The sequence below is a fragment of the Streptomyces sp. NPDC058375 genome (genome assembly GCF_042723425.1).
Taxonomy (GTDB): Bacteria; Actinomycetota; Actinomycetes; order Streptomycetales; family Streptomycetaceae; genus Streptomyces; species Streptomyces durocortorensis.
Genome location: NZ_JBHXJG010000109.1, coordinates 1 through 23,424 on the forward strand (window position 1 = coordinate 1; position 23,424 = coordinate 23,424).

The following is a 23,424-nucleotide window of genomic DNA, read 5'->3' on the forward strand; positions in this document are numbered from 1 at the left end:
CCCGTAGATCTTTCAGACTTCGAGAGAGACATACAGACTCATGGCGAACTACACCGCCGCTGACGTCAAGAAGCTCCGCGAGCTCACCGGCGCCGGCATGATGGACTGCAAGAAGGCGCTCGACGAGGCCGACGGCAACGTCGACAAGGCCGTCGAGGCGCTCCGTATCAAGGGCCAGAAGGGCGTCGCCAAGCGCGAGGGCCGTTCCGCCGAGAACGGTGCCGTCGTCTCCCTCATCTCCGAGGACAAGACGTCCGGCGTTCTGCTCGAGCTGAAGTGCGAGACGGACTTCGTCGCCAAGGGTGACAAGTTCCAGACCGTCGCCAACACGCTCGCCGCGCACGTCGCCGCGACCTCCCCGGCCGACATCGACGCGCTGCTCGCCTCCGAGATCGAGGCCGGCAAGACCGTCCAGGCGTACGTCGACGAGGCCAACGCCAACCTCGGCGAGAAGATCGTCCTGGACCGCTTCGCGCAGTTCACCGGCGAGTACGTCTCCGTGTACATGCACCGCACCATGCCCGACCTGCCCCCGCAAATCGGTGTTCTGGTCGAGCTGGACAAGGCCGACGCCGAGCTGGCCAAGGGCATCGCGCAGCACATCGCCGCCTTCGCCCCGAAGTACCTCTCCCGCGAGGACGTCCCGGCCGAGGTCGTCGAGGCCGAGCGCCGCGTCGCCGAGGAGACCACGCGCGCCGAGGGCAAGCCCGAGGCCGCCCTCCCGAAGATCGTCGAAGGTCGCGTCAACGGCTTCTTCAAGGAGGCCACGCTTCTCGGCCAGCCGTACGCGCTGGACGCCAAGAAGTCCGTCCAGAAGGTCCTGGACGAGGCCGGTGTCACCCTGAAGCGCTTCTCGCGCATCAAGGTCGGCATCTGAGTCCGTCCGGGCGAACAGCGCCGGACCCGATAGGGTCTGGTGCAGTCGACGGCCGCACTCACGCCGGACGACCGCAGATCTGACGAGGAGGCCATTGCCGCTGTAGGGACACCAGACCCACCGGCAATGGCCTTCTTCGTATGTGCACGAGGAGAATTTCCATGGACAAGGGCGCGGACGCCATTCAGGCCGACGACAAGCGCGACGACGACAAGGGTTCCGGGCGCTTCATGCTGAAGCTCTCCGGTGAGGCATTCGCCGGCGGCGGCGGTCTCGGCGTCGACCCCGACGTCGTGCACACCATCGCCCGCGAGATCGCCGCCGTCGTACGCGACGGCGCCCAGATCGCGGTGGTCATCGGGGGAGGCAACTTCTTCCGCGGGGCCGAGCTCCAGCAGCGCGGCATGGACCGGGCCCGGTCCGACTACATGGGCATGCTCGGCACCGTCATGAACTGCCTGGCGCTCCAGGACTTCCTGGAGAAGGAGGGCATCGACTCGCGCGTCCAGACCGCCATCACCATGGGCCAGGTCGCCGAGCCGTACATCCCGCTTCGAGCCGTACGGCACCTGGAGAAGGGGCGCGTGGTCATCTTCGGCGCCGGTATGGGCATGCCGTACTTCTCCACCGACACCACCGCCGCCCAGCGCGCCCTGGAGATCGACGCCGAGGCGCTGCTCATGGGGAAGAACGGCGTGGACGGGGTCTACGACTCCGACCCGAAGGCCAACCCCGACGCGGTGAAGTTCGACGCACTGGAGTACGGCGAGGTGATCGCCCGCAATCTGAAGATCGCGGACGCCACCGCCATCACGCTCTGCCGTGACAACCAGCTCCCGATCCTCGTCTTCGAGCTGACCGTCGAGGGCAATATCGCTCGCGCGGTCAAGGGTGAGAAGATCGGCACGCTCGTGAGCGACGAGAGCACCCGGGCCTGACGGCCCCCCAGGATGGACAACGGCCTGCCGGTCGGACACCGTGCAGGTGAGGACGCGACGCAGGACCCGCAGGGCGCGGCGATGACGACGCCGGGCCCACCCAAGACACGCAGGAGCACGTGGTGATCGAAGAAATCCTCCTCGAGGCCGAGGAGAAGATGGAGAAGGCCGTTGTCGTCGCGAAAGAGGACTTCGCCGCGATCCGTACCGGCCGCGCGCACCCGGCGATGTTCAACAAGATCGTCGCCGACTACTACGGCGCGCTGACCCCGATCAACCAGCTGGCCTCGTTCTCGGTGCCCGAGGCGCGGATGGCCGTCGTGACGCCGTTCGACAAGACCGCGCTGCGCAACATCGAGCAGGCGATCCGCGACTCCGACCTCGGCGTCAACCCGAGCAACGACGGCAACATCATCCGGGTAACGTTCCCCGAGCTCACCCAGGACCGCCGCAAGGAGTACATCAAGGTTGCCAAGACCAAGGCAGAGGACTCCAAGATCTCGATCCGCTCCATCCGCCGCAAGGCCAAGGAGACCCTCGACAAGCTCGTCAAGGACAAGGAGTCCGGCGAGGACGAGGTGCGCCGCGCCGAGAAGGAGCTCGACGACACCACCGCGAAGTACGTCGCGCAGGTGGACGAGCTGCTCAAGCACAAGGAAGCCGAGCTGCTCGAAGTCTGATGAACGACTCTTCCTGGGGTGCCCCGCAAGGAGCCGGTTACTGGGGCACGCCCGAGATGAGGGCTGCCCCGGCGGGTCCTGCCCACGATGTGCATGGTGCCCAGCAGACTCGGCCCATGCCCATCGTGCCGGACACTCCCGACGCAGGTAGAGACGCAGGTAGAGAAACAGAGAGCCGCGACGACCGGGACAGGGATGCCGCTCACGTCAGCGGCCCCCTGTTCCGTGACGAGATGCCGCAGGAGCCCATGTCCACCCCGCTGCCGCCCCCGCCGCAGAAGAAGCGCGCGGGGCGTGATCTGCGCGCCGCCATAGGGGTCGGCGTGGGTCTCGGCGCCGTCATCGTCGCCTCGCTGTTCATCGTGAAGGCCGTCTTCATCGGCGTCATAGTGGTCGCCGTCGTCGTCGGCCTCTGGGAGCTCACCTCCCGCCTCCAGGAACGCAAGGGCATCAAGGCGCCCCTGATCCCGCTGGCCGTCGGCGGAGCCGCGATGGTCGTCGCCGGGTACGCCCGGGGCCCCGAGGGCGCCTGGATCGCCATGGCCCTCACCGCCCTCGCGGTGCTGGTCTGGCGGATGACCGAGCCCCCGGAGGGGTATCTCAAGGACGTCACGGCCGGGGTCTTCGCGGCGTTCTACGTCCCCTTCCTGGCCACCTTCGTCGCCCTGCTGCTGACGGCGGACGACGGGTCGTGGCGGGTCCTGACCTTCCTCGTCCTCACGGTGGTCAGCGACACCGGGGCGTACGCGGTCGGCTGGCGCTTCGGCAAGCACAAGCTCGCCCCGCGCATCAGCCCCGGCAAGACCCGCGAGGGCCTGCTCGGCGCGGTCGCCTTCGCGATGGTCGCCGGCGCGCTCTGCATGGAGTTCCTGATCGACGGCGGCGCCTGGTGGCAGGGCCTGCTGCTCGGCCTCGCGGTCGCGGCCAGCGCCACCCTGGGCGACCTGGGCGAGTCCATGATCAAGCGGGACCTCGGGATCAAGGACATGGGCACCCTGCTCCCCGGCCACGGCGGCATCATGGACCGGCTGGACTCGCTCCTGCCGACCGCACCGGTGGTGTGGCTGCTGCTGGTGCTGTTCGTCGGTTCCGGCTGAGCCCCCGGCACCCACCCCACCTGCACGTTCTGCGAGCGAGGGTCCGTCGTCCACAGGGCGGCGGGCCCTCACCCGTCTGTCTGCCACACTGGATGAACCATGCCTAAGCCCGGAGAACTCACTTTCGTCGCGCCCCGCGGAGCCAAGAAGCCCCCGCGGCACCTCGCCGACCTCACGCCCGCCGAGCGCAAGGAAGCGGTCGCCGCGACCGGTGAGAAGCCGTTCCGCGCCCAGCAGCTCTCGCAGCACTACTTCGCGCGGTACGCGCACGACCCGGCCGAGTGGACCAACATCCCGGCGGCGTCGCGGGAGAAGCTCGCCGAGGCGCTGTTCCCCGAGCTGATGTCCGTGATCCGGCACATCAGCTGCGACGACGACACCACCCGTAAGACCCTGTGGAAGCTGCACGACGGGACGCTCGTCGAGTCCGTCCTGATGCGCTATCCGGAGCGCGTCACGATGTGCATCTCCTCGCAGGCCGGCTGCGGGATGAACTGCCCGTTCTGCGCCACCGGGCAGGCCGGCCTCGACCGCAACCTGTCGACCGCCGAGATCGTGCACCAGATCGTCGACGGCATGCGTGCCCTGCGCGACGGCGAGGTGCCCGGCGGGCCCGCGCGGCTGTCCAACATCGTCTTCATGGGCATGGGCGAGCCGCTCGCCAACTACAACCGCGTGGTCGGCGCGATCCGCCGCCTCACCGACCCGGAGCCGGACGGACTCGGGCTCTCGCAGCGCGGGATCACCGTCTCCACCGTGGGCCTCGTCCCGGCCATGCTGCGCTTCGCCGACGAGGGCTTCAAGTGCCGCCTCGCCGTCTCGCTGCACGCCCCGGACGACGAGCTGCGCGACACCCTCGTCCCCGTCAACACCCGGTGGAACGTCCGCGAGGTGCTGGACGCCGCCTGGGAGTACGCGGAGAAGTCCGGCCGCCGGATCTCCATCGAGTACGCCCTGATCCGGGACATCAACGACCAGGCCTGGCGCGGTGACCTGCTCGGCCGGCTGCTCAAGGGCAAGCGGGTGCACGTCAACCTGATCCCGCTGAACCCCACGCCCGGCTCCAAGTGGACCGCCTCGCGGCCCGAGGACGAGAAGGCGTTCGTCGAGGCCATCGCGGCCCACGGCGTGCCCGTCACGGTCCGGGACACCCGTGGCCAGGAGATCGACGGGGCCTGCGGGCAGCTGGCGGCCTCCGAGCGCTAGGAGGTTCCCGGGCCTCCGAGCGTCGGCCTCCCCCGGGCGGCCGGAAACCGCCGGTGTAGCCTGGGCCGAAATCAACTTCATATTCCGACAGGGGAGCGCCACAGCGCTGAGAGTGCGGCACCAAGGACAGGTTGGCCGCAGACCCTCTGAACCTCGCCCGGGTCATTCCGGGTAGGAAGTTCGGACCTTACTCAAGCTGTTGCGCCCTGCCCGCTTCCGGTTCGCCGGACAGCGGGCGGGGCCGCGTCTCTTCCTGGTCACCTCCAGGAGGAATCACATGAACACCACCACGAAGTACGCGGCGACCGCGCTCGCCGCGGTGCTCGGCGTCACCGTGCTCGTCGGCTGCGGCAGCGACGACGGCTCGGCGGGCTCCGGCGCGTCCAAGGGCAGCGGGTCCAAGACCGTGACCCTGGTCAGCCACGACTCGTTCAACGTCTCGGACGAGGTGCTGAAGGCGTTCACGAAGGAGACCGGCTACAAGGTCAAGACCCTCAAGAGCGGCGACGCCGGGGCCGCGCTCAACCAGGAGATCCTGACCAAGGGCTCCCCGCGCGGCGACGTCTTCTTCGGTGTCGACAACACCCTGCTCTCCCGCGCCCTCGACATCGGCCTGTTCACCGCGTACGAGGCCAAGGGCCTGGACCGCGTCGCGCCGGACACGCAGACGGACGAGAAGCACCGCGTCACGCCCGTCGACACCGGCGACATCTGCGTCAACTACGACAAGAAGTTCTTCGCCGACAAGAAGCTCGCCCCGCCGAAGACCTTCGCGGACCTGCTGAAGCCCGCGTACAAGAACCTCCTCGTCACGGAGAACGCGGGCAGTTCCTCGCCCGGTCTCGGCTTCCTCCTCGGGACCATCGCCGCCGAGGGCGAGGACGGCTACGAGGCGTACTGGAAGAAGCTCAAGGCCAACGGCGTCAAGGTCGTCGACGGCTGGGAGCAGGCGTACAACGAGGAGTTCTCCGGCTCCGCCGGCGGCAAGAAGACCGGCGCCGACCGGCCGCTCGTAGTCTCCTACGCCTCCAGCCCGCCCGTCGAGGTGCTCTACGCCGACCCGCAGCCGAAGGAGGCCCCCACCGGGGTCGCCACCGGCACCTGCTTCCGGCAGACCGAGTACGCCGGGCTGCTGACCGGGGCGAAGAACGAGGCGGGCGGCAAGGCGCTGCTGGACTTCATGATCAGCAAGACCTTCCAGGAGGACATGCCGCTCAACATGTTCGTGAACCCGGTCGTGAAGGACGCGAAGCTGCCGGAGCTGTTCACGAAGCACGGCGAGAGCGTCGAGACGCCTTCCACCGTCGCGCCCGAGAAGATCGCCGCCAACCGTGAGCAGTGGATCCAGTCGTGGCAGTCGCTGGTCCTGAAGTAGGCATCGAGGAGAAGGCCGCCCGGCCCGCCGGCAGTGGGCCCGGGCGGCGGTCCGGGCGGCGCGGGGCCGCGGTGCGGCTCGGCCTGATGGCCGTGCCCGTCGCCTTCTTCGCGCTGTTCTTCGCCTATCCCGTGACCGCGATCGTCGGCCGCGGCCTCAAGGCGGGCGGCGACTGGCAGTTCGGGCGGATCGGTGACGTACTGGCCCGCCCGGACATCCTCGACGTCCTCTGGTTCACCACCTGGCAGGCCCTAGCCTCGACCGCGCTCACCCTGCTGATCGCCCTGCCCGGGGCGTATGTATTCGCCCGCTTCGACTTCCCCGGCAAGCAGGTGCTGCGGGCGGTCGTCACCGTGCCGTTCGTGCTGCCCACCGTCGTCGTCGGCACCGCGTTCCTGGCGCTGCTCGGGCGCGGCGGGCTTCTCGACGAGCTGTGGGGCGTCCGGCTCGACACCACGGTGTGGGCGATCCTGCTGGCCCATGTCTTCTTCAACTACGCCGTGGTCGTACGGACGGTGGGCGGGCTCTGGTCCCAGCTCGACCCGCGCCAGGAGGAGGCCGCCCGGGTGCTCGGGGCCGGGCGGTTCGCGGCCTTCCGCCGGGTGACGCTGCCCGCGCTCGCCCCGGCCGTCGCCGCCGCCGCGCTGATGGTCTTCCTCTTCACCTTCACCTCGTTCGGCGTCGTGCAGATCCTCGGCGGACCGGCGTACTCCACCCTGGAGGTGGAGATCTACCGGCAGACCGCGCAACTGCTCGACCTGCCGACCGCCGCCGTGCTGACCCTGGTGCAGTTCGCCGCGGTCGGGGCGATTCTCGCCGTGCACGCCGCGACCGTACGCCGCCGGGAGCGGGCGCTGAAGCTCGTCGACCCGGCGCAGACGTCGCGCAGGCCGCGCGGAGCCGGGCAGTGGGCGCTGCTCGGCGGCGTCCTGCTCACCGCGCTGCTGCTCATCCTGCTGCCGCTCGGTGTGCTGGTGGAACGGTCCTTCGACGGTCCTGGCGGTTACGGCTTCGGCTATTACGAGGCCCTCCAGTCGGTTGGGGCGGGCGGCTCCTCCACCTTCCTGGTGCCGCCGCTGGAGGCGGTCGGCAACTCCCTGCGGTACGCGCTCGTCGCGACGCTCATCGCCCTCGTCATCGGCGGGCTCGCGGCGGCGGCCCTGACCCGGCGGGCCGGCCGGCTGGTCCGGGGCTTCGACGCGCTGCTGATGCTGCCCCTCGGGGTGTCCGCCGTGACCGTCGGCTTCGGGTTCCTGATCACCCTGGACAAGCCGCCGCTCGACCTGCGGACCTCCTGGATCCTGGTCCCGCTGGCCCAGGCGTTGGTCGGCGTTCCCTTCGTCGTACGGACCATGCTGCCCGTGCTCCGCGCGGTCGACGACCGGCTGCGGGAGGCCGCCGCCGTGCTCGGGGCATCCCCGCTGCGGGCCTGGCGGGAGGTCGATCTGCCGCTGGTGCGGCGGGCGGTGCTGGTCGCGGCGGGCTTCGCCTTCGCCGTGTCGCTCGGGGAGTTCGGTGCCACCGTCTTCATCGCGCGGCCCGACAACCCGACGCTGCCGGTCGCCGTGGCCCGGCTGCTGGGCCGGTCGGGGGAGCTCAACTACGGGCAGGCGATGGCCCTGAGCACGATTCTGATGCTGGTGTGCGCGGTGTCGCTGCTGCTCCTGGAGCGTATCCGCACCGACCGATCCGGGGAGTTCTGAACGACATGCTGAGCTTGCAGGCAGCCACCGTACGGTTCGGGGAGCGGGCCGCGCTGGACGCGGTGGACCTGGAGGTCGCCGACCACCGGATCTCTTGTGTCCTCGGGCCCAGCGGCAGCGGGAAGTCCACCCTGCTGCGGGCCGTCGCCGGGCTCCAGCCCATGGACGGAGGCCGGGTGCTGCTGGCCGGACAGGACCAGGCGGGCGTCCCCGTGCACCGGCGCGGCCTCGGCCTGATGTTCCAGGACCACCAGCTCTTCCCGCACCGGGACGTCGGCGCGAACGTCGCCTTCGGGCTGCGGATGCACGGCGTCGGACGGGCCGAGACGGGCGACCGGGTCCGCGAACTGCTGGAGCTGGTCGGTCTGCCGGGCGCGGAACGCCGGGCTGTCGCCGCGCTCTCCGGCGGGGAACAGCAGCGCGTCGCCCTGGCCCGCGCTCTCGCCCCGCGCCCGAAGCTGCTCATGCTCGACGAGCCGCTCGGTCAGCTCGACCGGAGCCTGCGCGAACGGCTCGTCGTGGAACTCCGCACGCTCTTCCAGGAGTTGGGCACCACCGTGCTGGCCGTCACCCACGACCAGGGCGAGGCGTTCGCGCTCGCCGACCGGGTCGTCGTGATGCGGGACGGCCGGATCGCGCAGGAGGGCAGCCCGCTGGACGTCTGGCAGCGGCCCGCCTCCGCGTTCGTCGCCCGGTTCCTCGGCTTCGACAACGTCACCCCGGCCACCGTCACCGGACAGGCCGCCGCCACCGCCTGGGGCAAGGTCCCGGTGCCCGAAGGCTCCCCGCAGGGCGAGGTCGACCTGCTGGTCCGGCCCGCCGGGGTCCGGATCGGCGCTCCGGAGGACGGCCTGCGCTGCACGGTCGGCGTCCGCACCTTCCGGGGTAACCACGTGACCGTACGGCTGCTGCCCGAGAACGCGCCGGTGCTGGAGGCCGAATGCGCCCTGCGGGACACCCCGGACGAGGGCGCGTCCGTGGGAGTCCGCTTCGACGCGGCGGAGACGGTGGTGCTGGCGGGCGGATAGGGGCTCGGCCCGGCTGAGCACGCTGGGCGGGCGGACAGGGGCTCGCGGCCCGGCTGAACGCGACAAGTGTCCGCCGGGCCGGGCAAGCTGGAGGTGGACACCCGCCGGACGTGACCCCGCCCGGTGGGGACGGCCGACTCCGACAAGGACCGTGATCATGACCGGTGGCACCCGCGAGGGCATCGACCTCACCCGCGTCCTCGACGCCCCGCAGCAGCGGGTCTTCGCCGCCTGGACGTCACCGGAGGACTTCGCCGCCTGGTACGGGGGAGAGGCCGACGTCCCCCTGGACCGGGTGGCGATGGACGTACGGCCCGGCGGCGGGTGGAGCCTGGTCATCGTGATGCCGGGCGTCGAGATGCCCTTCCACGGGGTCTACCGCGAGGTGAGCGAGCCCGACGGGCTGGTCTTCACGCTGAAGGACGGGTCCGCCCCCGAGGACACCGAGGGCGAGACCGTGACCGTCACCTTCAGCGACCTCGGGGGCGGCCGGACCGAACTGGCCTTCCAGCAGCGCGGCGGGAACCTCACCCCCGAGCAGTACGCGGCGGCCGAGGACGGCTGGGAAGCCTTCTTCGACTCCCTGGCCGACCGCCTCGCCGCCCACCCCTGACCGGCAAGACCCCCTACGCCAGCGGAAGCGCCGCCAACTGTGCGATCACCCAGGTCAGCGGGGCGAACAGGGCCAGCAGCGCGCCCGCCCGCAGCAGCGTCGCCCGGCGCAGCGTGGCCGCCGGAGCGCCCATCCTGAGCAGCGCCTCGGCCGTATGGGCGCGGGCGTGCTTGGCCTCCAGCGCCGAGGTCAGCAGCGTCGCCGTCGTACAGCCGAGGACCAGCACCGCGCCGAGTGCGGTGAGCGGACCGTACGGGCGTTCGTCGCCCCCGTACAGCGCCGAAGCGGCGATCCCCGCAGACACCACCGCGCAGACGATCCCGAGCGGGCGGCCGATCCGGTGCGCCTCGTCCATCAGGACCCGGCCCGCCAGCAGCCGTACGGCCCCGGGGCGTACCGCCTGCAACGCCCGCCCGCAGAGGTAGGTCAGGCTCGGCCCGGCCAGCGCCAGGCCGACCGCGGTGAGCGTCCACCCGACCAGCACCGCCACCGGGGTGGAGTCGTACCGTCCGGGCAGCGGGAAGGCGTTCCCCGCCGCACCCCGGGAGGCGATCGCCTCCACCGCGAGGCCGGCCGCCGTCAGCGCCACGCCCCAGGGGAGCCCGGCCGGGGCCGAGGCGGGCTCCGGCAGCTCCTCGGAGCCGAAGGTGCCCCGCGCCGGGTCGGGCCGCGACCGCAGCGCCAGCGCGCTCGCCGTCGACGCGGCCACCGGTACGAGCGCCAGCAGCATCAGCGCGGCGGCCAGCGGCAGCGGAGTGCCCGCGCCGAGGAACTCCGCCGCGCCCCCGTCGAACGGCATCCCGGTCAGGTCGCCGCGCAGATGCAGGAAGAAGAGCAGCGCCACCATGGAGCCGAGCGTGGTCGAGACGGCCGTGGAGACCGCCGCCAGCGCGGAGAGCCGGACCGGGCCGAGGCCCAGCGAGGAGAGACCCGGCCGGGGCCGGGTACTCGGGTCGGTCCGGGCCGCCGCCACGGCGAACTGCACGGTGGCGGCCAGCGGGACGAAGCACCACAGCAGCCGCAGCACCGAACCGGCGGACGCGGGATGCGCGGCGGCGTACCCGAGGGAGCTGAGGAGGAGGAATCCGACGCCGGCCGACGCGGCGGTCACCAGCAGCCGCCGGACCAGGACGAGGGGATGGGAACCGCGGGTTAGACGGAGAGCGAGCACGCCGCGCGGCCCTCCGCTTCCGGTTTCGCGGGCAGGGTGACGGTGGCGACGCAGCGGCCGTCCAGCATGGGCACGGCCCGGTCGGCGAGCGCGGCGACCTCCGCGTCGTGCGTGGCCAGCACGACCGTGATGCCGTGCGAGCGGGCCGCCGTGGTGAGGGTGCGCAGCACCTGGGTGCGGTCCGCGCGGTGGAGGGTCGCGGTGGGCTCGTCGGCGAAGATCACGGTCGGCTGTGCGGCCAGGGCCCGCGCCACGGAGATCCGCTGACGCTGGGCCTGGAGCAGGACGCGCGGCCGCTTCCGGGCGAAGGACGCGATGTCCAGGCGCTCCAGCCACTCGGTGGCGGCCTTCCTGGCGGCCCGGTGCGAGACGCCGCGCAGCAGCAGGGGCAGCGCGGCGTTCTCCCAGACGGTCAGCTCCGGGACCAGCTCCGGGTCGGCGGCGATCCAGCCGAAGCGCTCCCGGCGCAGCTGTTCGCGGGCCCGGGGGGCCATGGTGTGGACGGGGACGCTGTTGAACCAGACCTCGCCCTCCTGGGGCACCAGCCGGCCCGAGAGGCAGTGCAGCAGCGTCGTCTTCCCGCTGCCGCGCGGGCCGGTCACGGCGAGGATCTCGGCTTCCCGGACGCCGAGGGAGACACCGCCGAGACCGGGCGATCCGTTGTGGGAGTGGTGCAGGGAACGCGCCCAGATCACGTCGTTGTCCGGCGGGGCCACCATGGCGTACACCTCGGTTCAGGTCAGATTTCCCGTCCCCCGTACGGGGGAACGAAGACGCGGCCGATCGGTCACTGGGCACCGTAGATAGTCGGACCGGTCCGGGAGCACAGCACGCGGCCCGGAGACCTCCCTTGTCACTCGAAGGGGGGTATCCGGGCCGGGAAACCGTATGAAATGACCGCTGGACGGCGATCACCCAGGGGGCCTGGTGACGGTCAGAGCTTCGTCCAGGCCTCCGTGAGGACGGCCCGCAGGATGCCCTCGATCTCGTCGAACGTGGACTGATCGGAGATCAGCGGCGGGGCGAGCTGGATGACCGGGTCGCCTCGGTCGTCGGCCCGGCAGTAGAGGCCGTTCTCGAACAGCGCCTTGGAGAGGAAGCCGTACAGGACGCGCTCGGTCTCCTCGTCGGTGAACGTCTCCTTGGTCGCCTTGTCCTTCACCAGCTCGATGCCGTAGAAGTACCCGTTGCCGCGGACGTCGCCGACGATCGGCAGGTCGTGCAGCTTCTGGAGCGTGGTCAGGAAGGCGTTCTCGTTGTCGAGGACGTGCTGGGTGAGGTTCTCGCGCTCGAAGATGTCGAGGTTGGCGAGGCCCACCGCCGCGGAGACCGGGTGGCCGCCGAAGGTGTAGCCGTGCAGGAAGGTGTTGCCGCCCTCGTAGAACGGCTCCGCGATCCGGTCCGAGACGATGCAGGCGCCGATCGGGGAGTAGCCCGAGGTCATGCCCTTCGCGCAGGTGATCATGTCCGGCACGTAGCCGAACTTGTCGCAGGCGAAGATCGTGCCGAGCCGGCCGAAGGCGCAGATGACCTCGTCGGAGACGAGCAGCACGTCGTACTTGTCGCAGATCTCGCGGACCCGCTGGAAGTAGCCGGGCGGCGGCGGGAAGCAGCCGCCCGCGTTCTGCACGGGCTCCAGGAAGACGGCCGCGACGGTCTCGGGGCCCTCGAAGAGGATCTCCTGCTCGATCTGGTCGGCGGCCCAGCGGCCGAAGGCCTCCGGGTCGTCGCCGAAGAGCGGGGCGCGGTAGATGTTGGTGTTCGGCACCTTGTGCGCGCCGGGGACCAGCGGCTCGAAGGGGGCCTTCAGGGCCGGGAGGCCGGTGATGGACAGCGCGCCCTGGGGGGTGCCGTGGTAGGCGACGGCACGCGAGATGACCTTGTACTTGGTCGGCTGGCCCTTGAGCTTGAAATACTGCTTGGCCAGCTTCCAGGCGGTCTCGACGGCCTCGCCGCCACCGGTGGTGAAGAAGACCTTGTTGAGGTCGCCCGGGGCGTAGTCCGCGAGCCGCTCGGCCAGCTCGACGGCCTTCGGGTGGGCGTAGGACCACACCGGGAAGAAGGCGAGCTCCTGGCCCTGCTTGTACGCCGTCTCGGCGAGCTCGTGACGACCGTGACCGGCGTTGACCACGAACAGGCCGGAGAGGCCGTCCAGGTAGCGCTTGCCCTTGTCGTCGAAGATGTACGTTCCCTCACCACGCACGATGGTGGGAACGGGCGCGTTCTCGTAGTCCGACATGCGGGTGAAGTGCATCCACAGGTGGTCGTACGCGGTTCGGCTGAGGTCCTTGCTCACGGCTATCGGGTTCCCCACATATAGGTCTGCTTCTTGAGCTTGAGGTAAACAAAGCTCTCGGTGGAGCGCACGCCGGGAAGGGTCCGGATGCGTTTGTTGATCATCTCCAGCAGGTGGTCGTCGTCCTCGCAGACGATCTCCACCATCAGGTCGAAGGAGCCCGCGGTCATGACCACGTACTCGCACTCGGCCATGGCCGACAGGGCTTCGGCCACCGGGTCGAGGTCGCCCTCGACATTGATGCCGACCATCGCCTGGCGCCGGAATCCCACGGTGAGCGGGTCCGTGACGGCGACGATCTGCATCACGCCCTGGTCGAGCAGCTTCTGGACGCGCTGGCGCACAGCCGCTTCGGAGAGGCCGACGGCCTTGCCGATCGCGGCGTACGGACGCCGTCCGTCCTCCTGGAGCTGCTCGATGATTGCGAGGGAGACGGCATCGACCGCTGGCGGTGATCCGTTCCCTGTCCTGGAGTCTGCGCTGCGACTGGCCACAGACCCACCATGCACCGCTCCTCGTCTGTCTCGCAACCCCGGATCGATGAAATTCGTTGTTCTGGGGTCTGGATCTGACTGAATCCGAAGTTGAGGGCGGTTGGGTATGTCGAAAGCGTCACCGGAACGATTAGGGTGGACATCTCACCCATCGGACAGCCGACAGGAGGGGTGGTTGTGACCACCGAGGTGCGCCGTCTGCGCAACTACATCAACGGAGAGTTCCGGGACGCCGCGGACGGGCGGACCATCGATGTGGTCAGCCCGGTGACGGAAGAGGTCTATGCAACCTCGCCGCTCTCCGGCCAGGCCGACGTCGATGCCGCCATGGAGGCCGCAGCGGCGGCCTTCCCCGCCTGGCGCGACACCACGCCCGCCGAGCGCCAGAAGGCCCTGCTGAAGATCGCGGACGCCTTCGAGGAGCGGGCCGAGGACCTGATCGCCGCCGAGTCGGAGAACACCGGCAAGCCGCTCGGCCTGACCCGCAGCGAAGAGATCCCGCCGATGGTGGACCAGATCCGCTTCTTCGCGGGGGCCGCCCGGCTGCTGGAGGGCCGCTCGGCCGGCGAGTACATGGAGGGTCTGACCTCCATCATCCGCCGCGAGCCGGTCGGCGTCTGCGCCCAGGTCGCGCCGTGGAACTACCCGATGATGATGGCCGTATGGAAGTTCGCCCCGGCGCTCGCCGCGGGCAACACGGTCGTCATCAAGCCGTCCGACACCACGCCGGCGTCGACGGTCCTCATGGCCGAGATCATCGGGCAGATCCTGCCCAAGGGCGTCTTCAACGTCCTGTGCGGCGACCGGGACACCGGCCGCGCCATGGTCGAGCACCCGACCCCGGCGATGGCCTCCATCACCGGTTCGGTACGGGCCGGCATGCAGGTCGCCGAGTCCGCGGCCAAGGACGTCAAGCGCGTTCACCTGGAGCTCGGCGGCAAGGCGCCCGTCGTGGTCTTCGAGGACGCCGACATCGCCAAGACGGTCTCGGGCGTCTCCGAGGCGGGCTTCTTCAACGCGGGCCAGGACTGTACGGCCGCCACCCGCGTCCTGGTCCACGAGTCGATCCACGACGAGTTCGTCACCGCGCTCGCCAAGGCCGCCGCCGACACGAAGACCGGGCAGCCGGACGACGAGGACGTGGCGTACGGCCCGCTCAACAACGCCAACCAGCTGAAGCAGGTCAGCGGCTTCATCGAGCGGCTTCCCGCCCACGCCAAGGTCGAGGCGGGCGGCCACCGGGTCGGCGACAAGGGCTACTTCTACGCCCCGACCGTCGTCTCCGGTCTGAAGCAGGACGACGAGATCATCCAGAACGAGGTCTTCGGACCCGTCATCACCGTCCAGTCCTTCACCGACGAGGACCAGGCCGTCTCGTACGCCAACGGCGTCGAGTACGCGCTCGCCTCCTCGGTCTGGACGCAGAACCACTCCCGCGCCATGCGCATGTCCAAGACCCTCGACTTCGGCTGCGTGTGGATCAACACCCACATCCCGCTGGTCGCCGAGATGCCGCACGGCGGGTTCAAGAAGTCCGGCTACGGCAAGGACCTCTCCGCGTACGGCTTCGAGGACTACACCCGCATCAAGCACGTCATGACGTCCATCGAGGACTGATCCACGGATCGTCGTCGCGCCGTACGGCCCCGGGCTCCGGTCCGGGGCCGTACGCGTGTCCGCGTGCCTGGACAACGTGTGCGGGGCGGTCCCGCTCCGCTGGACGCTTGGTCCATTGTCCGCGCGGCCGCCGACCGGCATTCTGCGCGGGTGCGAGCGATCAGGAAGAACCCCATGTCCCGCCGTTCCCTGCTGCGCGCCCTCGGGGCGGGAGCGGCCGGCGCCACCCTGGCCGGCTGCGGGGTGCCCGCGGCCTTCGTCGAGCCGGGGGACCGCGCCGGGCACGACAGTTCGGCCACCGACCACACCCTGCACTTCGCCAACTGGCCGCTCTACATCGACACCGACGACGAGGACGAGTCGAAGCGGCCCACGCTGGACGCCTTCTCGAAGCGGACCGGGATCTCCGTGACGTACACCGAGGAGATCAACGACAACGACGAGTTCTTCGGGAAGATCAGCCCCGCGCTGATGAACCACCAGCAGACCGGCCGGGACCTGATCGTCATCAGCGACTGGATGGCCGCCCGCTTCGTCCGGCTCGGCTGGGTCCAGGAGATGGACCGGGCCAAGCAGCCCAACGTCGCGAAGTACCTGGACCCGCTGCTGCGTTCCCCCGCCTTCGACGAGGGGCGCCGCCACAGCGTCCCCTGGCAGTCCGGGATCACCGGTATCGCGTACAACCGCAAGAAGCTCGGCCGTGAGATCCGGTCCACCGGGGACCTGTGGGCCGACGACCTGCGCGGCCGGGTCACCCTGCTCTCCGGGCTCGACGAGTCTTTCGCGCTGCTGATGCAGGGCAACGGCGTCGACATCACCCGCTGGACGGCCGACGACTTCCACGAGATCTGCGAGCAGACGGAGAAGCGGGTCCGCTCGAAGCACATCCGCCGCTTCACCGGCAACGACTACATCAAGGACCTCGCCACCGGCGATGTGCTCGCCTGCCAGGCCTACTCCGGTGACGTGATCCAACTGCAGGCCGACAACCCGGACATCGAGTTCGTCGTCCCCGAGGAGGGCGCCGAACTGTGGGCCGAGTCCCTGATGATCCCCAACCTCGCCCGCCACAAGCGCAACGCGGAACGCCTGGTCGACTACTACTACGAACCCGAGGTCGCCGCCGAACTCGCCACCTGGGTCAACTACGTCTGCCCGGTGCCCGCCGCCCGCGACGTCCTCGCCTCCGCCAAGGACGAGGAGACGGCCGCGCTCGCCGAGGATCCGCTGATCTTCCCCGACGACGCGATGCGCGAACGGCTCGCCATCGCCCGCGACATCACCTCCGAGGAACGGATGGACTTCGCCAAGAAGTGGAACGGCATCGTCGGCTTGTGAAGCCGTAACAGGTGTGCCGTAAAGGGGCGGTAAACACGGCCCCTACCGCGACCCGGCCCGCAACATCTGGGTCATCGAGTTCGGCATGATCGCCTGCGCCGGGATCATCCCGCTCGCCCTGATCTGCGGCCCGATCCGCGGCATCCCGTTCTGGTGGAGCGTGATCGACATGTCGTTCGGGGTCTTCGGTGTCATCCCGCCGCTGATCGTCCGGCGCATGATCAAGCGGCGGGAAGGGCTGGAAGGGCGGGAAGGGCTGGAAGGGCTGGAGCAGGCGGCCGCGGCGAACCCGGCGGCGGTTCCGGCGAGCGCCTGAGTCCTCCCGGCGGCCGCCCGGCTCACACCGCGGGCGGCGGGCCGAAGGCGGCCACCACGATGGCCATCGCCGTGGCGTTCGTGTCCTTCCCCTTCGCGTCCGTCGCGCCCACGCTGTGGACCAGCGTCCGGGAGAGGTCGCGCGTGGCCGCCACCACCGTGTTGTACCCCCAGCGGCCGCCGCTCTTGCCCCACACCTGGCGGCCGCCCAGGGTGAGCACCGAGAGACCGGCGCTGAACTGCGCCGGTTCCCCGGAGCCGTAGGTGCGCACCGAGGCGTCGGGCAGCGTGAACATCTCCTCCAGCAGCGGCCCGCGCACCACCTGCCCGCCGAACAGGGCGTTGACGAAGCGCTCCAGATCGGCGGTGGTCGAGATGATGTCCCCGGCCGCCCATCCGTCGGTCGGCCCCCACACCGTGACATCCCGCAGTTCGACGCCCCCGGCCGGCGTCGGGAAGGCCTGGTAGCCGCGGTTGTGCGGGCCGCGGATCCGAGGATCGGCGCCGGGGAAGTACGTGGACCGCAGGTCGAGCGGGCGCAGGATCCGGTCCGCGACCTCCTGTGCGTACGCGTGCCCGGTGACGCGCTCGATCAGCAGCCCCAGCACCGTGTAGTTGATGTTGAGGTAGTGCTGGCTGGAGCCCGGCGCGAACTCCCGCTCCTTCGCCGTCGCGGAGGCCACCATGGCGCGCGGGGTGTGGACGTCGAAGCGGTGCGCGTACCACTCCTCCAGGTTCGTGCCCGGCAGGTCCGCGGCGGGGATGCCGCTGGTGTGGTCGAGCAACTGGCGTACGGTCACCTCGCCGTACGAGGCGGGGATCAGGTCCGGCAGATAGTGCCGGGCGGTGCGGTCCAGGGACAGCTTCCGTTCGCCCGCCAATTGCAGCACCGCGGCAGCCGTGAACACCTTGGTCACCGACCCCGCGCGGAAGCGGCCCGCCGGATCCGCGGGCCGGCCCGAGGGCAGGTCGTGCAGACCGGCACTGCCGTGCCACGGCCCACCGGTGCCGCCGACCCGGACGAGCGCCGAGACGGCGTCCTGGCGCGGGAGTCCGGCGATCGCGGCGCTGAGGGCCCGGGCGTCCGGAGCGCCAAGGGTCAGGGGTGCTCCGGACGCCGCCGGACGGGAGCCCGGAGCGCGGTCGGCGGGGGTGCTCGCGGACACGGGCCCGGCCGCCCCGGCGGCGATGCCGAGGACCACAGCGGTTGCCAGGAGCGTGCGGACGGATCTGTTCACCGGGTGCCTCCGAGGGAGAGAAGTCGTCAACTGCGTCGTGACGTCATCCTGTTGGCCCGGACGCTCCGGCGGATCACCCGCCCGGGCGGTCCTCGGCGGGGGTGCGGCTCCCGCGCGCGGGGGAGGGCGCACGGCAGGCTCCCCCGTCCGAGGGAGCCACCAACCCGGTCTCGTAGGCGCAGATGACGGCCTGGATGCGGTCGCGCAGCCCCAGCTTGGACAGCACGTTGCCCACATGGGTCTTCACCGTGTGCTCGCTCACCACGAGGGCCGCCGCGATCTCCGCGTTGGACAGGCCCCGCGCCAGGTGCAGCAGGGTCTCCCGCTCCCGGGCGGTCAGGACCTCCAGCCGGCCGGCCGGGGGAGCGGGCCGGCCCGCCGGGCGTGAGGTGTACTCGGCGATCAGCCGCCGGGCCACCGAGGGGGCGACCAGCGACTCCCCGGCGGCCACCACTCTCACCGCGTGCACCAGATCGTCCCGGCGCACGTCCTTGAGCAGAAAGCCGCTCGCGCCCGCGTGCAGCGCCTCGTACACGTACTCGTCCGCGTCGAACGTGGTCAGCATGATCGTTCGGCAGTACCCCGCGGCGGCGATCTCCCGGCACGCAGCGATGCCGTCCAGCTCCGGCATCCGGATGTCCAGCAGCGCGATGTCCGCCCCGATCCGGGCCACCGCCGCCACGGCCTGCGCCCCGTCACCGGCCTCCGCCACCACCTCGATGCCGGGCTGGGCGTCCAGGATCATCGCGAAGCCGCTGCGTACCAGCTCCTGGTCGTCGGCGACCACCACCCGGATCGTCATGCCCGCACCCCTTCGGCCCCGGGCGCGAGCGCCAGCCCGACGACCAGCTCGAAGCCCCGGCCGCCGGGGCCGCCACCGGCCCGCACGGTGCCGCCGTGCGCGGCGGCCCGCTCCCGGATCCCGATCAGCCCGAGCCCCTGGGTGGCCCCGGGCCCCCGCCCGTCGTCCCGCACGGTGATCGTCAACTCCCGCTCCCCGTATTCCATTTCCACGTCCACACGGTCGGCCCGGGCATGCTTGACGACGTTCGTCAGAGCCTCCTGCACGATCCGGTACACCGTCGCCCCGGTGTCCTGCGGCAACGGGCGGGCCCTCCCGGTCGTCGTGAAGGCGACCTCCGGGCCACCGGTGCGCACCCGCGCCAGCAGGGCAGGCAGCTCCGCGGGCCCCGGCTGCGGCGAACGGGGAGCGGGCGCCTGTCCGGGGCCGTCCTCGCGCAGCACCCCGAGCATCCGGCGCAGCTGCACCATCGCGTCCCGGCCTGTCTCGGAGATCGCGTCGAACGCGGCCTCCGCCCGTTCGGGGGCGGCGCGGACCGCCACCGGACCGGCCTCCGCCTGCACGATCATCAGGCTCACCGCGTGCGAGAGGATGTCGTGCATCTCCCGCGCGATCCGGGCCCGTTCCCGCGCCGCGGCCCGCTCCGCCTCGATCCGCCGGCCCAGCTCCGCTTGCCGGGCCCGGTCCTCCACCGCCGCCACATAGGCCCTGCGGGTGTGGCTCAGCCGCCCGAACGCGTACGCCGCGCCGAACACGAAGAGCGAGAACAGCAGCTCCCGCGCCTCGCCCGTGTTCAGGGCCACCGAGGGGAACACCGCCGCGCCGACCAGCACCGCGACCGCCAGCCGTCTGCGGGGCGGGGACAGTTCGGCGACCGTGTAGAACGTCACCAGACCGGCGTACGGCAACGGCTGGCCCGGACCGTCGAGGGTCAGCGTGTACAGCGCACCGCCCGCGAGCACCGCCAGCAGCACGGTGACCGGTGCGAGCCGCCGGGCCACCAGCGGCAGCACCGTCAGGGTCGTCAGACCGTACGCGCCCCAGGTCGCCTCCGGCAGGTCCGGTGCGCGCGGCACGACGAACGGCATGGTCACCGCAGCCTGCACCGCGAGCGTGATCCACAGATCGACGGCCCACGGCCCGCGCAGCCGCGCCGGCAGGCGCGTGAAGCGCATCAGGGCTTCCGCGCCACCGCCCCGAACTGGGCGACCTCCGGCTCCCGCGGGTTCGTCCGCCAGCGGGAGCAGGAGACGATCCCCGGCTCCAGGATCTCCAGCCCGTCCAGGAACGAGGCGAACTCCTCGCGGCTGCGGGCGGTGATCGGCGGGGTGGCGTTCTCGTTCCAGAAGCGCATCGCCGCCTCGTTGCCCTCGCCGCCCAGCTCCAGCGTCGGGTGGGTCAGCACCAGGTGACTGCCCGGGGGCACCGCCGCCATCAGCGTCCGCACGATGGAGCGGGCCTCGTCCGTGTCCAGCACGAAGTTGAGGATGCCGAGCATCATCACCGCGACCGGACGGGCCAGGTCCAGGGTGGACCGGGCGGCCCGCAGGATCTGCTCCGGACGGTGCGCGTCCGCGTCGATGTACTCGGTCGCGCCCTCCAGCGAACTGGTCAGCAGGGCGCGGGCGTGGGCCAGCACGATCGGGTCGTTGTCGACGTACACGATGCGGGCGTGCGGCGCGGTGTGCTGGGCGATCTCATGGGTGTTGTTCCCGGTCGGCAGCCCGGTGCCGATGTCCAGGAACTGGTCGACGCCCGCGTCGCCCGCCAGATGGCGCACCACCCGGCCGAGGAACGCCCGGTCCGCGCGGGCCACTTCGCCGATGCTCGGGTACATCCCGGTGACCCGGTCGCCCACCGCCCGGTCCACCGGGTAGTTGTCCTTGCCGCCCAGCCAGTAGTTCCACACACGGGCGTTGTGCGCGACGTCGGAACGTATCCGGGCGGGGGCCGGCTGCGGGCGGGGGTCCATGACGGCTGCTCCTCGATGACGGAGGGGCCCACGTGCCGCGTGAGGCGTGCGGAGCGGGCGGTGCGGGGCCCTCCATCATGCCGGATCGATCAAGAGCTGCCGCGAGCAGGGGAGTTGGTCAGCAGTCGGTGCAGGGTGTCGATCCGGTTGGTGGTGATCGAGTCGACGCCGCGGTCGATCAGCCGGCGCATCGTGCGCTTCGTGTCGGCCGTCCACGCGGAGACGAGCAGCCCGTCCCGGTGCGCCCGGTCCGCCAGTTCCCGGCTGATCAGGCCGAAGCGGTAGTTCAGCCAGCGCGGCTTCACCGCCGCCAGCAGCTCGGGGCGCGGCGGGGCCAGCGTGGTCCAGGTCAGGGCGATCTCGGCGGACGGGTCGGCGGCGCGCACCCGCAGCATCGCGTCCGCGCTCGCGCAGTAGTACGCCCGCTCGCCCGCCCCGCACTCCCGGACCGTGCCCACGATCTTCTTCACGGAGGCGTCCGTGGAGCCGGGCAGGTCCACCATCACCCGGTGCGCCCCGGCGGCGAGCAGCGCCTCGCGGAGCGTGGGCACCCCGCCGCCGGTCAGCTCCTTCAGTTCCGCGTGGTCGATCCTCTCCAGCCGCCGGTCATGGCCCCACAACCGCTCCAGCGTCGCGTCGTGCAGCAGGACCGGCACCCCGTCGCGGGTCACCCGTACGTCGATCTCGACCGCGTCGGCCCCCCGTTGGAGGGCGGAGCGGATCGAGGGCAGCGTGTTCTCGCGGGCGAGGTACGGATCGCCGCGGTGCGCTACGGCGGTGACACGGGTGACGGTGTTGGCCATGGGGCCATTGTCGGCGACCGGGTCAGCGGCCGGGGGTTCGGAGCCAGTTCGTCGTGTACGTGTCGATCTCCTCGGCCAGCTTCCGCTTGCCCGCCGGGTCCAGGAACGAGGCCTCCACGGCGTTCTTCGCCAGGTCCGCGATGCCGCGCTCGTCCAGCTCCAGCAGCCTGGCGACCACCGCGTACTCGTTGTTGAGGTCGGTGCCGAACATCGGCGGGTCGTCGCTGTTGACGGTCACCAGCACCCCGGCCCGCACCATCTCCCGGATCGGGTGGAGCTCGATGTCGGTGACCGCGCGGGTGGCGATGTTCGACGTCGGGCAGACCTCCAGGGCGATACGGTGCTCGGCCAGGTGCTCCAGCAGCTTCGGGTCCTGCACGGAGCTGGTGCCGTGGCCGATGCGCTCGGCGCGCAGCGCGGTCAGCGCGTCCCAGATCGTCTGCGGTCCGGTGGTCTCCCCGGCGTGCGGCACCGAGTGCAGGCCCTCGGCGATGGCCCGGTCGAAATAGGGCTTGAACTGCGGGCGGTCCACCCCGATCTCCGGTCCGCCGAGGCCGAAGGAGACGAGCCCGTCGGGCCGGTGCTCCACCGCGAGCCGGACGGTCTCCTCGGCCGACGCGAGCCCGGCCTCGCCCGGAATGTCGAAGCACCAGCGCAGGACGACGCCCAGCTCGGCCTCGGCGGCCTTGCGCGCGTCCTCTATGGCCTCCATGAACCCGACCTCGGGGATGCCCCGGCGGGTCGAGCTGTACGGGGTCACGGTCAGCTCCGCGTACCGGATGTTCTGCCGGGCCATGTCCCGCGCCACCTCGAAGGTGAGCAGCCGGACGTCCTCGGGGGTGCGGACCAGGTCCACCACCGACAGGTAGACCTCGATGAAGTGCGCGAAGTCGGTGAAGGTGAAGTAGTCGACCAGCGCCTCCGGGTCCGTGGGGACCTTGGAGTCCGGGTGGCGGGCGGCCAGCTCGGCGACGATCCGGGGCGAGGCCGACCCGACGTGGTGGACGTGGAGCTCGGCCTTGGGCAGCCCGGCGATGAAGGGATGCGGATCGGTCATCGGAAATCTCCCGGTTCGGCGTGACGTCGGCCGGGCGTACCGGCCGCTCCGATCATCGCAGGCGGCGTCCGGGGCGGTCAGGGCTGGCCGTAGCATGACGGGACCACGATGGGGGAGGCCCATGTCAGACAACACAGAGCAGCCCGGGGGCGGGGCCGCGCCGCGCGATCCGTGGGCACCGCCGGACAGCACCAGGGTGGATCTGGGCAAGCAGGGCGGGCAGACGCCGCCGCCTGCCGCGCACACGCCGCCCGCGGTCCACGACCAGCCGACCGTGACGTCGATGCCGAGCGCCGGTCCGGGGGACGGCACCGGGCCGATACCCCAGCACGGGGGCTTCGGGCCCGCGCCCTCGGACGTTCCGCCGCCGCCGATCGGCCCGAACGGCCCCGGCCACGCGGGCCCGCCGCCGGCCGCGCACTACGGCTACCCGGCCCCGCCCGCGCAGCCGTACGGCGGCTACCCGGGCTACGGCGCCTACGGCGCGGGACAGGCCGCCTGGGGACCGGCGCCCAACAACGGTCTGGGCACCGCCGCGATGGTGATCGGCATCATCTCGGTGGTCGGCTTCTGCATGTACGGCGTCAACATCATCCTCGGCATCCTCGCGCTGATCTTCGGCATCATCGGCCTCGGCCGTGCCAAGCGCGGCGAGGCCACCAACCGGGGCATGGCGCTCGCCGGAGTCATCCTCGGCTCGGTCGGCATCGTCGTCGGCGCCGCGCTCCTGGGTGTGATCATCTGGGCCGCGACGACGGCCGACGACCGGGACAGCGACTACAACGACACCTACGACGACCCCTT

At 71.1% G+C, this 23,424-nt stretch carries 22 protein-coding genes, 1 pseudogene and 1 riboswitch; of the genes and pseudogenes, 13 read left to right on the forward strand and 10 right to left on the reverse strand.

Annotation, left to right across the window (positions count from 1 at the left end; all coding sequences use genetic code 11):
• Positions 1-40 precede the first annotated feature (40 nt).
• From tsf to ACFWM7_RS18980, 9 genes are all read left to right on the forward strand, one after another.
• On the forward strand, positions 41-877 hold the full coding sequence (tsf, locus tag ACFWM7_RS18940; protein WP_383262157.1) for a translation elongation factor Ts: 837 nt from the start codon (positions 41-43) through the stop codon (positions 875-877).
• A 161-nt stretch (positions 878-1,038) separates the two neighbouring features.
• The gene (pyrH, locus tag ACFWM7_RS18945) at positions 1,039-1,815 is read left to right on the forward strand and encodes a UMP kinase (RefSeq protein ID WP_383262158.1); all 777 of its coding nucleotides are present in this window, start codon (positions 1,039-1,041) and stop codon (positions 1,813-1,815) included.
• Between the two features lie 122 nt (positions 1,816-1,937).
• Complete coding sequence (gene frr, locus ACFWM7_RS18950) at positions 1,938-2,495, forward strand: ribosome recycling factor (RefSeq protein WP_018960718.1); 558 nt, start codon at positions 1,938-1,940, stop codon at positions 2,493-2,495.
• A complete protein-coding gene (locus ACFWM7_RS18955; RefSeq protein ID WP_383262159.1) occupies positions 2,495-3,592 on the forward strand; it encodes a phosphatidate cytidylyltransferase in 1,098 nt (365 codons plus the stop codon). Before frr ends, ACFWM7_RS18955 begins: the two co-directional genes overlap by 1 nt.
• Positions 3,593-3,691: 99 nt before the next feature.
• Positions 3,692-4,798 (forward strand): 23S rRNA (adenine(2503)-C(2))-methyltransferase RlmN, encoded by a 1,107-nt coding sequence (gene rlmN, locus ACFWM7_RS18960; protein ID WP_205080762.1) that lies wholly within the window; start codon positions 3,692-3,694, stop codon positions 4,796-4,798.
• Positions 4,799-4,877: 79 nt separating this feature from the next.
• Positions 4,878-4,994: riboswitch (TPP riboswitch) on the forward strand.
• Positions 4,995-5,075: 81 nt separating this feature from the next.
• Positions 5,076-6,173 carry a thiamine ABC transporter substrate binding subunit gene (locus ACFWM7_RS18965; RefSeq protein WP_383262161.1) on the forward strand — a complete coding sequence of 366 codons (1,098 nt, stop codon included), beginning with the start codon at positions 5,076-5,078 and terminating at the stop codon, positions 6,171-6,173.
• An 86-nt stretch (positions 6,174-6,259) separates the two neighbouring features.
• Entirely contained in the window at positions 6,260-7,876 is a 1,617-nt protein-coding gene (locus ACFWM7_RS18970; protein WP_383262186.1) for an ABC transporter permease, read from the forward strand.
• 5 nt (positions 7,877-7,881) lie between these two features.
• Positions 7,882-8,904: an ABC transporter ATP-binding protein gene (locus ACFWM7_RS18975; RefSeq protein ID WP_383262163.1), complete on the forward strand. Its 1,023-nt coding sequence runs from the start codon at positions 7,882-7,884 to the stop codon at positions 8,902-8,904.
• Positions 8,905-9,061: 157 nt separating this feature from the next.
• Positions 9,062-9,517, forward strand: a complete 456-nt coding sequence (locus tag ACFWM7_RS18980) for an SRPBCC domain-containing protein (protein ID WP_383262165.1) — start codon at positions 9,062-9,064, stop codon at positions 9,515-9,517.
• A 13-nt stretch (positions 9,518-9,530) separates the two neighbouring features.
• Here the strand turns inward: ACFWM7_RS18980 and ACFWM7_RS18985 are convergent, their stop codons facing one another.
• From ACFWM7_RS18985 to ACFWM7_RS19000, 4 genes are all read right to left on the reverse strand, one after another.
• Positions 9,531-10,688 carry a hypothetical protein gene (locus ACFWM7_RS18985; RefSeq protein ID WP_383262166.1) on the reverse strand — a complete coding sequence of 386 codons (1,158 nt, stop codon included), beginning with the start codon at positions 10,686-10,688 and terminating at the stop codon, positions 9,531-9,533.
• Positions 10,670-11,407, reverse strand: a complete 738-nt coding sequence (locus tag ACFWM7_RS18990; protein ID WP_383262168.1) for an ABC transporter ATP-binding protein — start codon at positions 11,405-11,407, stop codon at positions 10,670-10,672. The genes ACFWM7_RS18985 and ACFWM7_RS18990 overlap by 19 nt, the downstream gene beginning before the upstream one ends.
• Before the next feature lie 215 nt (positions 11,408-11,622).
• A complete protein-coding gene (locus ACFWM7_RS18995) occupies positions 11,623-13,002 on the reverse strand; it encodes an aspartate aminotransferase family protein (RefSeq protein WP_032782271.1) in 1,380 nt (459 codons plus the stop codon).
• The gene (locus ACFWM7_RS19000; protein WP_007452460.1) at positions 12,987-13,478 is read right to left on the reverse strand and encodes an Lrp/AsnC family transcriptional regulator; all 492 of its coding nucleotides are present in this window, start codon (positions 13,476-13,478) and stop codon (positions 12,987-12,989) included. Before ACFWM7_RS19000 ends, ACFWM7_RS18995 begins: the two co-directional genes overlap by 16 nt.
• A 177-nt stretch (positions 13,479-13,655) precedes the next feature.
• Between ACFWM7_RS19000 and ACFWM7_RS19005 the strand changes: the two genes are divergently transcribed.
• The 3 genes and pseudogenes from ACFWM7_RS19005 to ACFWM7_RS19015 all read left to right on the forward strand — a co-directional run.
• Positions 13,656-15,095 carry a gamma-aminobutyraldehyde dehydrogenase gene (locus ACFWM7_RS19005; protein WP_383262170.1) on the forward strand — a complete coding sequence of 480 codons (1,440 nt, stop codon included), beginning with the start codon at positions 13,656-13,658 and terminating at the stop codon, positions 15,093-15,095.
• A gap of 174 nt (positions 15,096-15,269) precedes the next feature.
• Positions 15,270-16,433 (forward strand): spermidine/putrescine ABC transporter substrate-binding protein, encoded by a 1,164-nt coding sequence (locus ACFWM7_RS19010; protein WP_383262172.1) that lies wholly within the window; start codon positions 15,270-15,272, stop codon positions 16,431-16,433.
• Between the two features lie 34 nt (positions 16,434-16,467).
• Positions 16,468-16,749, forward strand: a pseudogene (locus tag ACFWM7_RS19015) (hypothetical protein); the annotation flags it as partial.
• 22 nt (positions 16,750-16,771) lie between these two features.
• Here ACFWM7_RS19015 and ACFWM7_RS19020 read toward each other — a convergent pair.
• The 6 genes from ACFWM7_RS19020 to ACFWM7_RS19045 form a co-directional block, all read right to left on the reverse strand.
• Positions 16,772-17,986, reverse strand: coding sequence for a serine hydrolase domain-containing protein (locus ACFWM7_RS19020; RefSeq protein WP_383262174.1), 1,215 nt, complete (start codon positions 17,984-17,986; stop codon positions 16,772-16,774).
• A gap of 73 nt (positions 17,987-18,059) precedes the next feature.
• Complete coding sequence (locus ACFWM7_RS19025) at positions 18,060-18,788, reverse strand: response regulator (protein WP_383262176.1); 729 nt, start codon at positions 18,786-18,788, stop codon at positions 18,060-18,062.
• The gene (locus ACFWM7_RS19030) at positions 18,785-19,963 is read right to left on the reverse strand and encodes a sensor histidine kinase (protein ID WP_383262177.1); all 1,179 of its coding nucleotides are present in this window, start codon (positions 19,961-19,963) and stop codon (positions 18,785-18,787) included. Before ACFWM7_RS19030 ends, ACFWM7_RS19025 begins: the two co-directional genes overlap by 4 nt.
• Positions 19,963-20,760, reverse strand: coding sequence for an SAM-dependent methyltransferase (locus ACFWM7_RS19035; protein WP_383262179.1), 798 nt, complete (start codon positions 20,758-20,760; stop codon positions 19,963-19,965). Before ACFWM7_RS19035 ends, ACFWM7_RS19030 begins: the two co-directional genes overlap by 1 nt.
• An 89-nt stretch (positions 20,761-20,849) precedes the next feature.
• Positions 20,850-21,563, reverse strand: a complete 714-nt coding sequence (locus tag ACFWM7_RS19040) for a glycerophosphodiester phosphodiesterase (RefSeq protein WP_383262180.1) — start codon at positions 21,561-21,563, stop codon at positions 20,850-20,852.
• Between the two features lie 22 nt (positions 21,564-21,585).
• Complete coding sequence (locus tag ACFWM7_RS19045; RefSeq protein WP_383262182.1) at positions 21,586-22,620, reverse strand: adenosine deaminase; 1,035 nt, start codon at positions 22,618-22,620, stop codon at positions 21,586-21,588.
• 121 nt (positions 22,621-22,741) lie between these two features.
• Between ACFWM7_RS19045 and ACFWM7_RS19050 the strand changes: the two genes are divergently transcribed.
• A partial coding sequence (locus tag ACFWM7_RS19050) for a DUF4190 domain-containing protein (protein ID WP_383262184.1) occupies positions 22,742-23,424 on the forward strand: 683 nt, incomplete at its 3' end.

What these genes read in the sequence shown, in the direction of transcription:
- ACFWM7_RS18990 (WP_383262168.1), bottom strand. Translation starts at nt 11,407, where the DNA reads ATGGTGGCCCCGCCGGACAACGACGTGATCTGGGCGCGTTCCCTGCAC.
- ACFWM7_RS18955 (WP_383262159.1), top strand. Translation starts at nt 2,495, where the DNA reads ATGAACGACTCTTCCTGGGGTGCCCCGCAAGGAGCCGGTTACTGGGGC.
- ACFWM7_RS18980 (WP_383262165.1), top strand. Translation starts at nt 9,062, where the DNA reads ATGACCGGTGGCACCCGCGAGGGCATCGACCTCACCCGCGTCCTCGAC.
- ACFWM7_RS19040 (WP_383262180.1), bottom strand. Translation starts at nt 21,563, where the DNA reads ATGGCCAACACCGTCACCCGTGTCACCGCCGTAGCGCACCGCGGCGAT.
- ACFWM7_RS19010 (WP_383262172.1), top strand. Translation starts at nt 15,270, where the DNA reads ATGTCCCGCCGTTCCCTGCTGCGCGCCCTCGGGGCGGGAGCGGCCGGC.
- ACFWM7_RS18965 (WP_383262161.1), top strand. Translation starts at nt 5,076, where the DNA reads ATGAACACCACCACGAAGTACGCGGCGACCGCGCTCGCCGCGGTGCTC.
- ACFWM7_RS18975 (WP_383262163.1), top strand. Translation starts at nt 7,882, where the DNA reads ATGCTGAGCTTGCAGGCAGCCACCGTACGGTTCGGGGAGCGGGCCGCG.
- tsf (WP_383262157.1), top strand. Translation starts at nt 41, where the DNA reads ATGGCGAACTACACCGCCGCTGACGTCAAGAAGCTCCGCGAGCTCACC.
- ACFWM7_RS19030 (WP_383262177.1), bottom strand. Translation starts at nt 19,963, where the DNA reads ATGCGCTTCACGCGCCTGCCGGCGCGGCTGCGCGGGCCGTGGGCCGTC.
- rlmN (WP_205080762.1), top strand. Translation starts at nt 3,692, where the DNA reads ATGCCTAAGCCCGGAGAACTCACTTTCGTCGCGCCCCGCGGAGCCAAG.
- ACFWM7_RS18970 (WP_383262186.1), top strand. Translation starts at nt 6,260, where the DNA reads ATGGCCGTGCCCGTCGCCTTCTTCGCGCTGTTCTTCGCCTATCCCGTG.
- ACFWM7_RS19025 (WP_383262176.1), bottom strand. Translation starts at nt 18,788, where the DNA reads ATGACGATCCGGGTGGTGGTCGCCGACGACCAGGAGCTGGTACGCAGC.
- pyrH (WP_383262158.1), top strand. Translation starts at nt 1,039, where the DNA reads ATGGACAAGGGCGCGGACGCCATTCAGGCCGACGACAAGCGCGACGAC.
- ACFWM7_RS19045 (WP_383262182.1), bottom strand. Translation starts at nt 22,620, where the DNA reads ATGACCGATCCGCATCCCTTCATCGCCGGGCTGCCCAAGGCCGAGCTC.
- ACFWM7_RS19035 (WP_383262179.1), bottom strand. Translation starts at nt 20,760, where the DNA reads ATGGACCCCCGCCCGCAGCCGGCCCCCGCCCGGATACGTTCCGACGTC.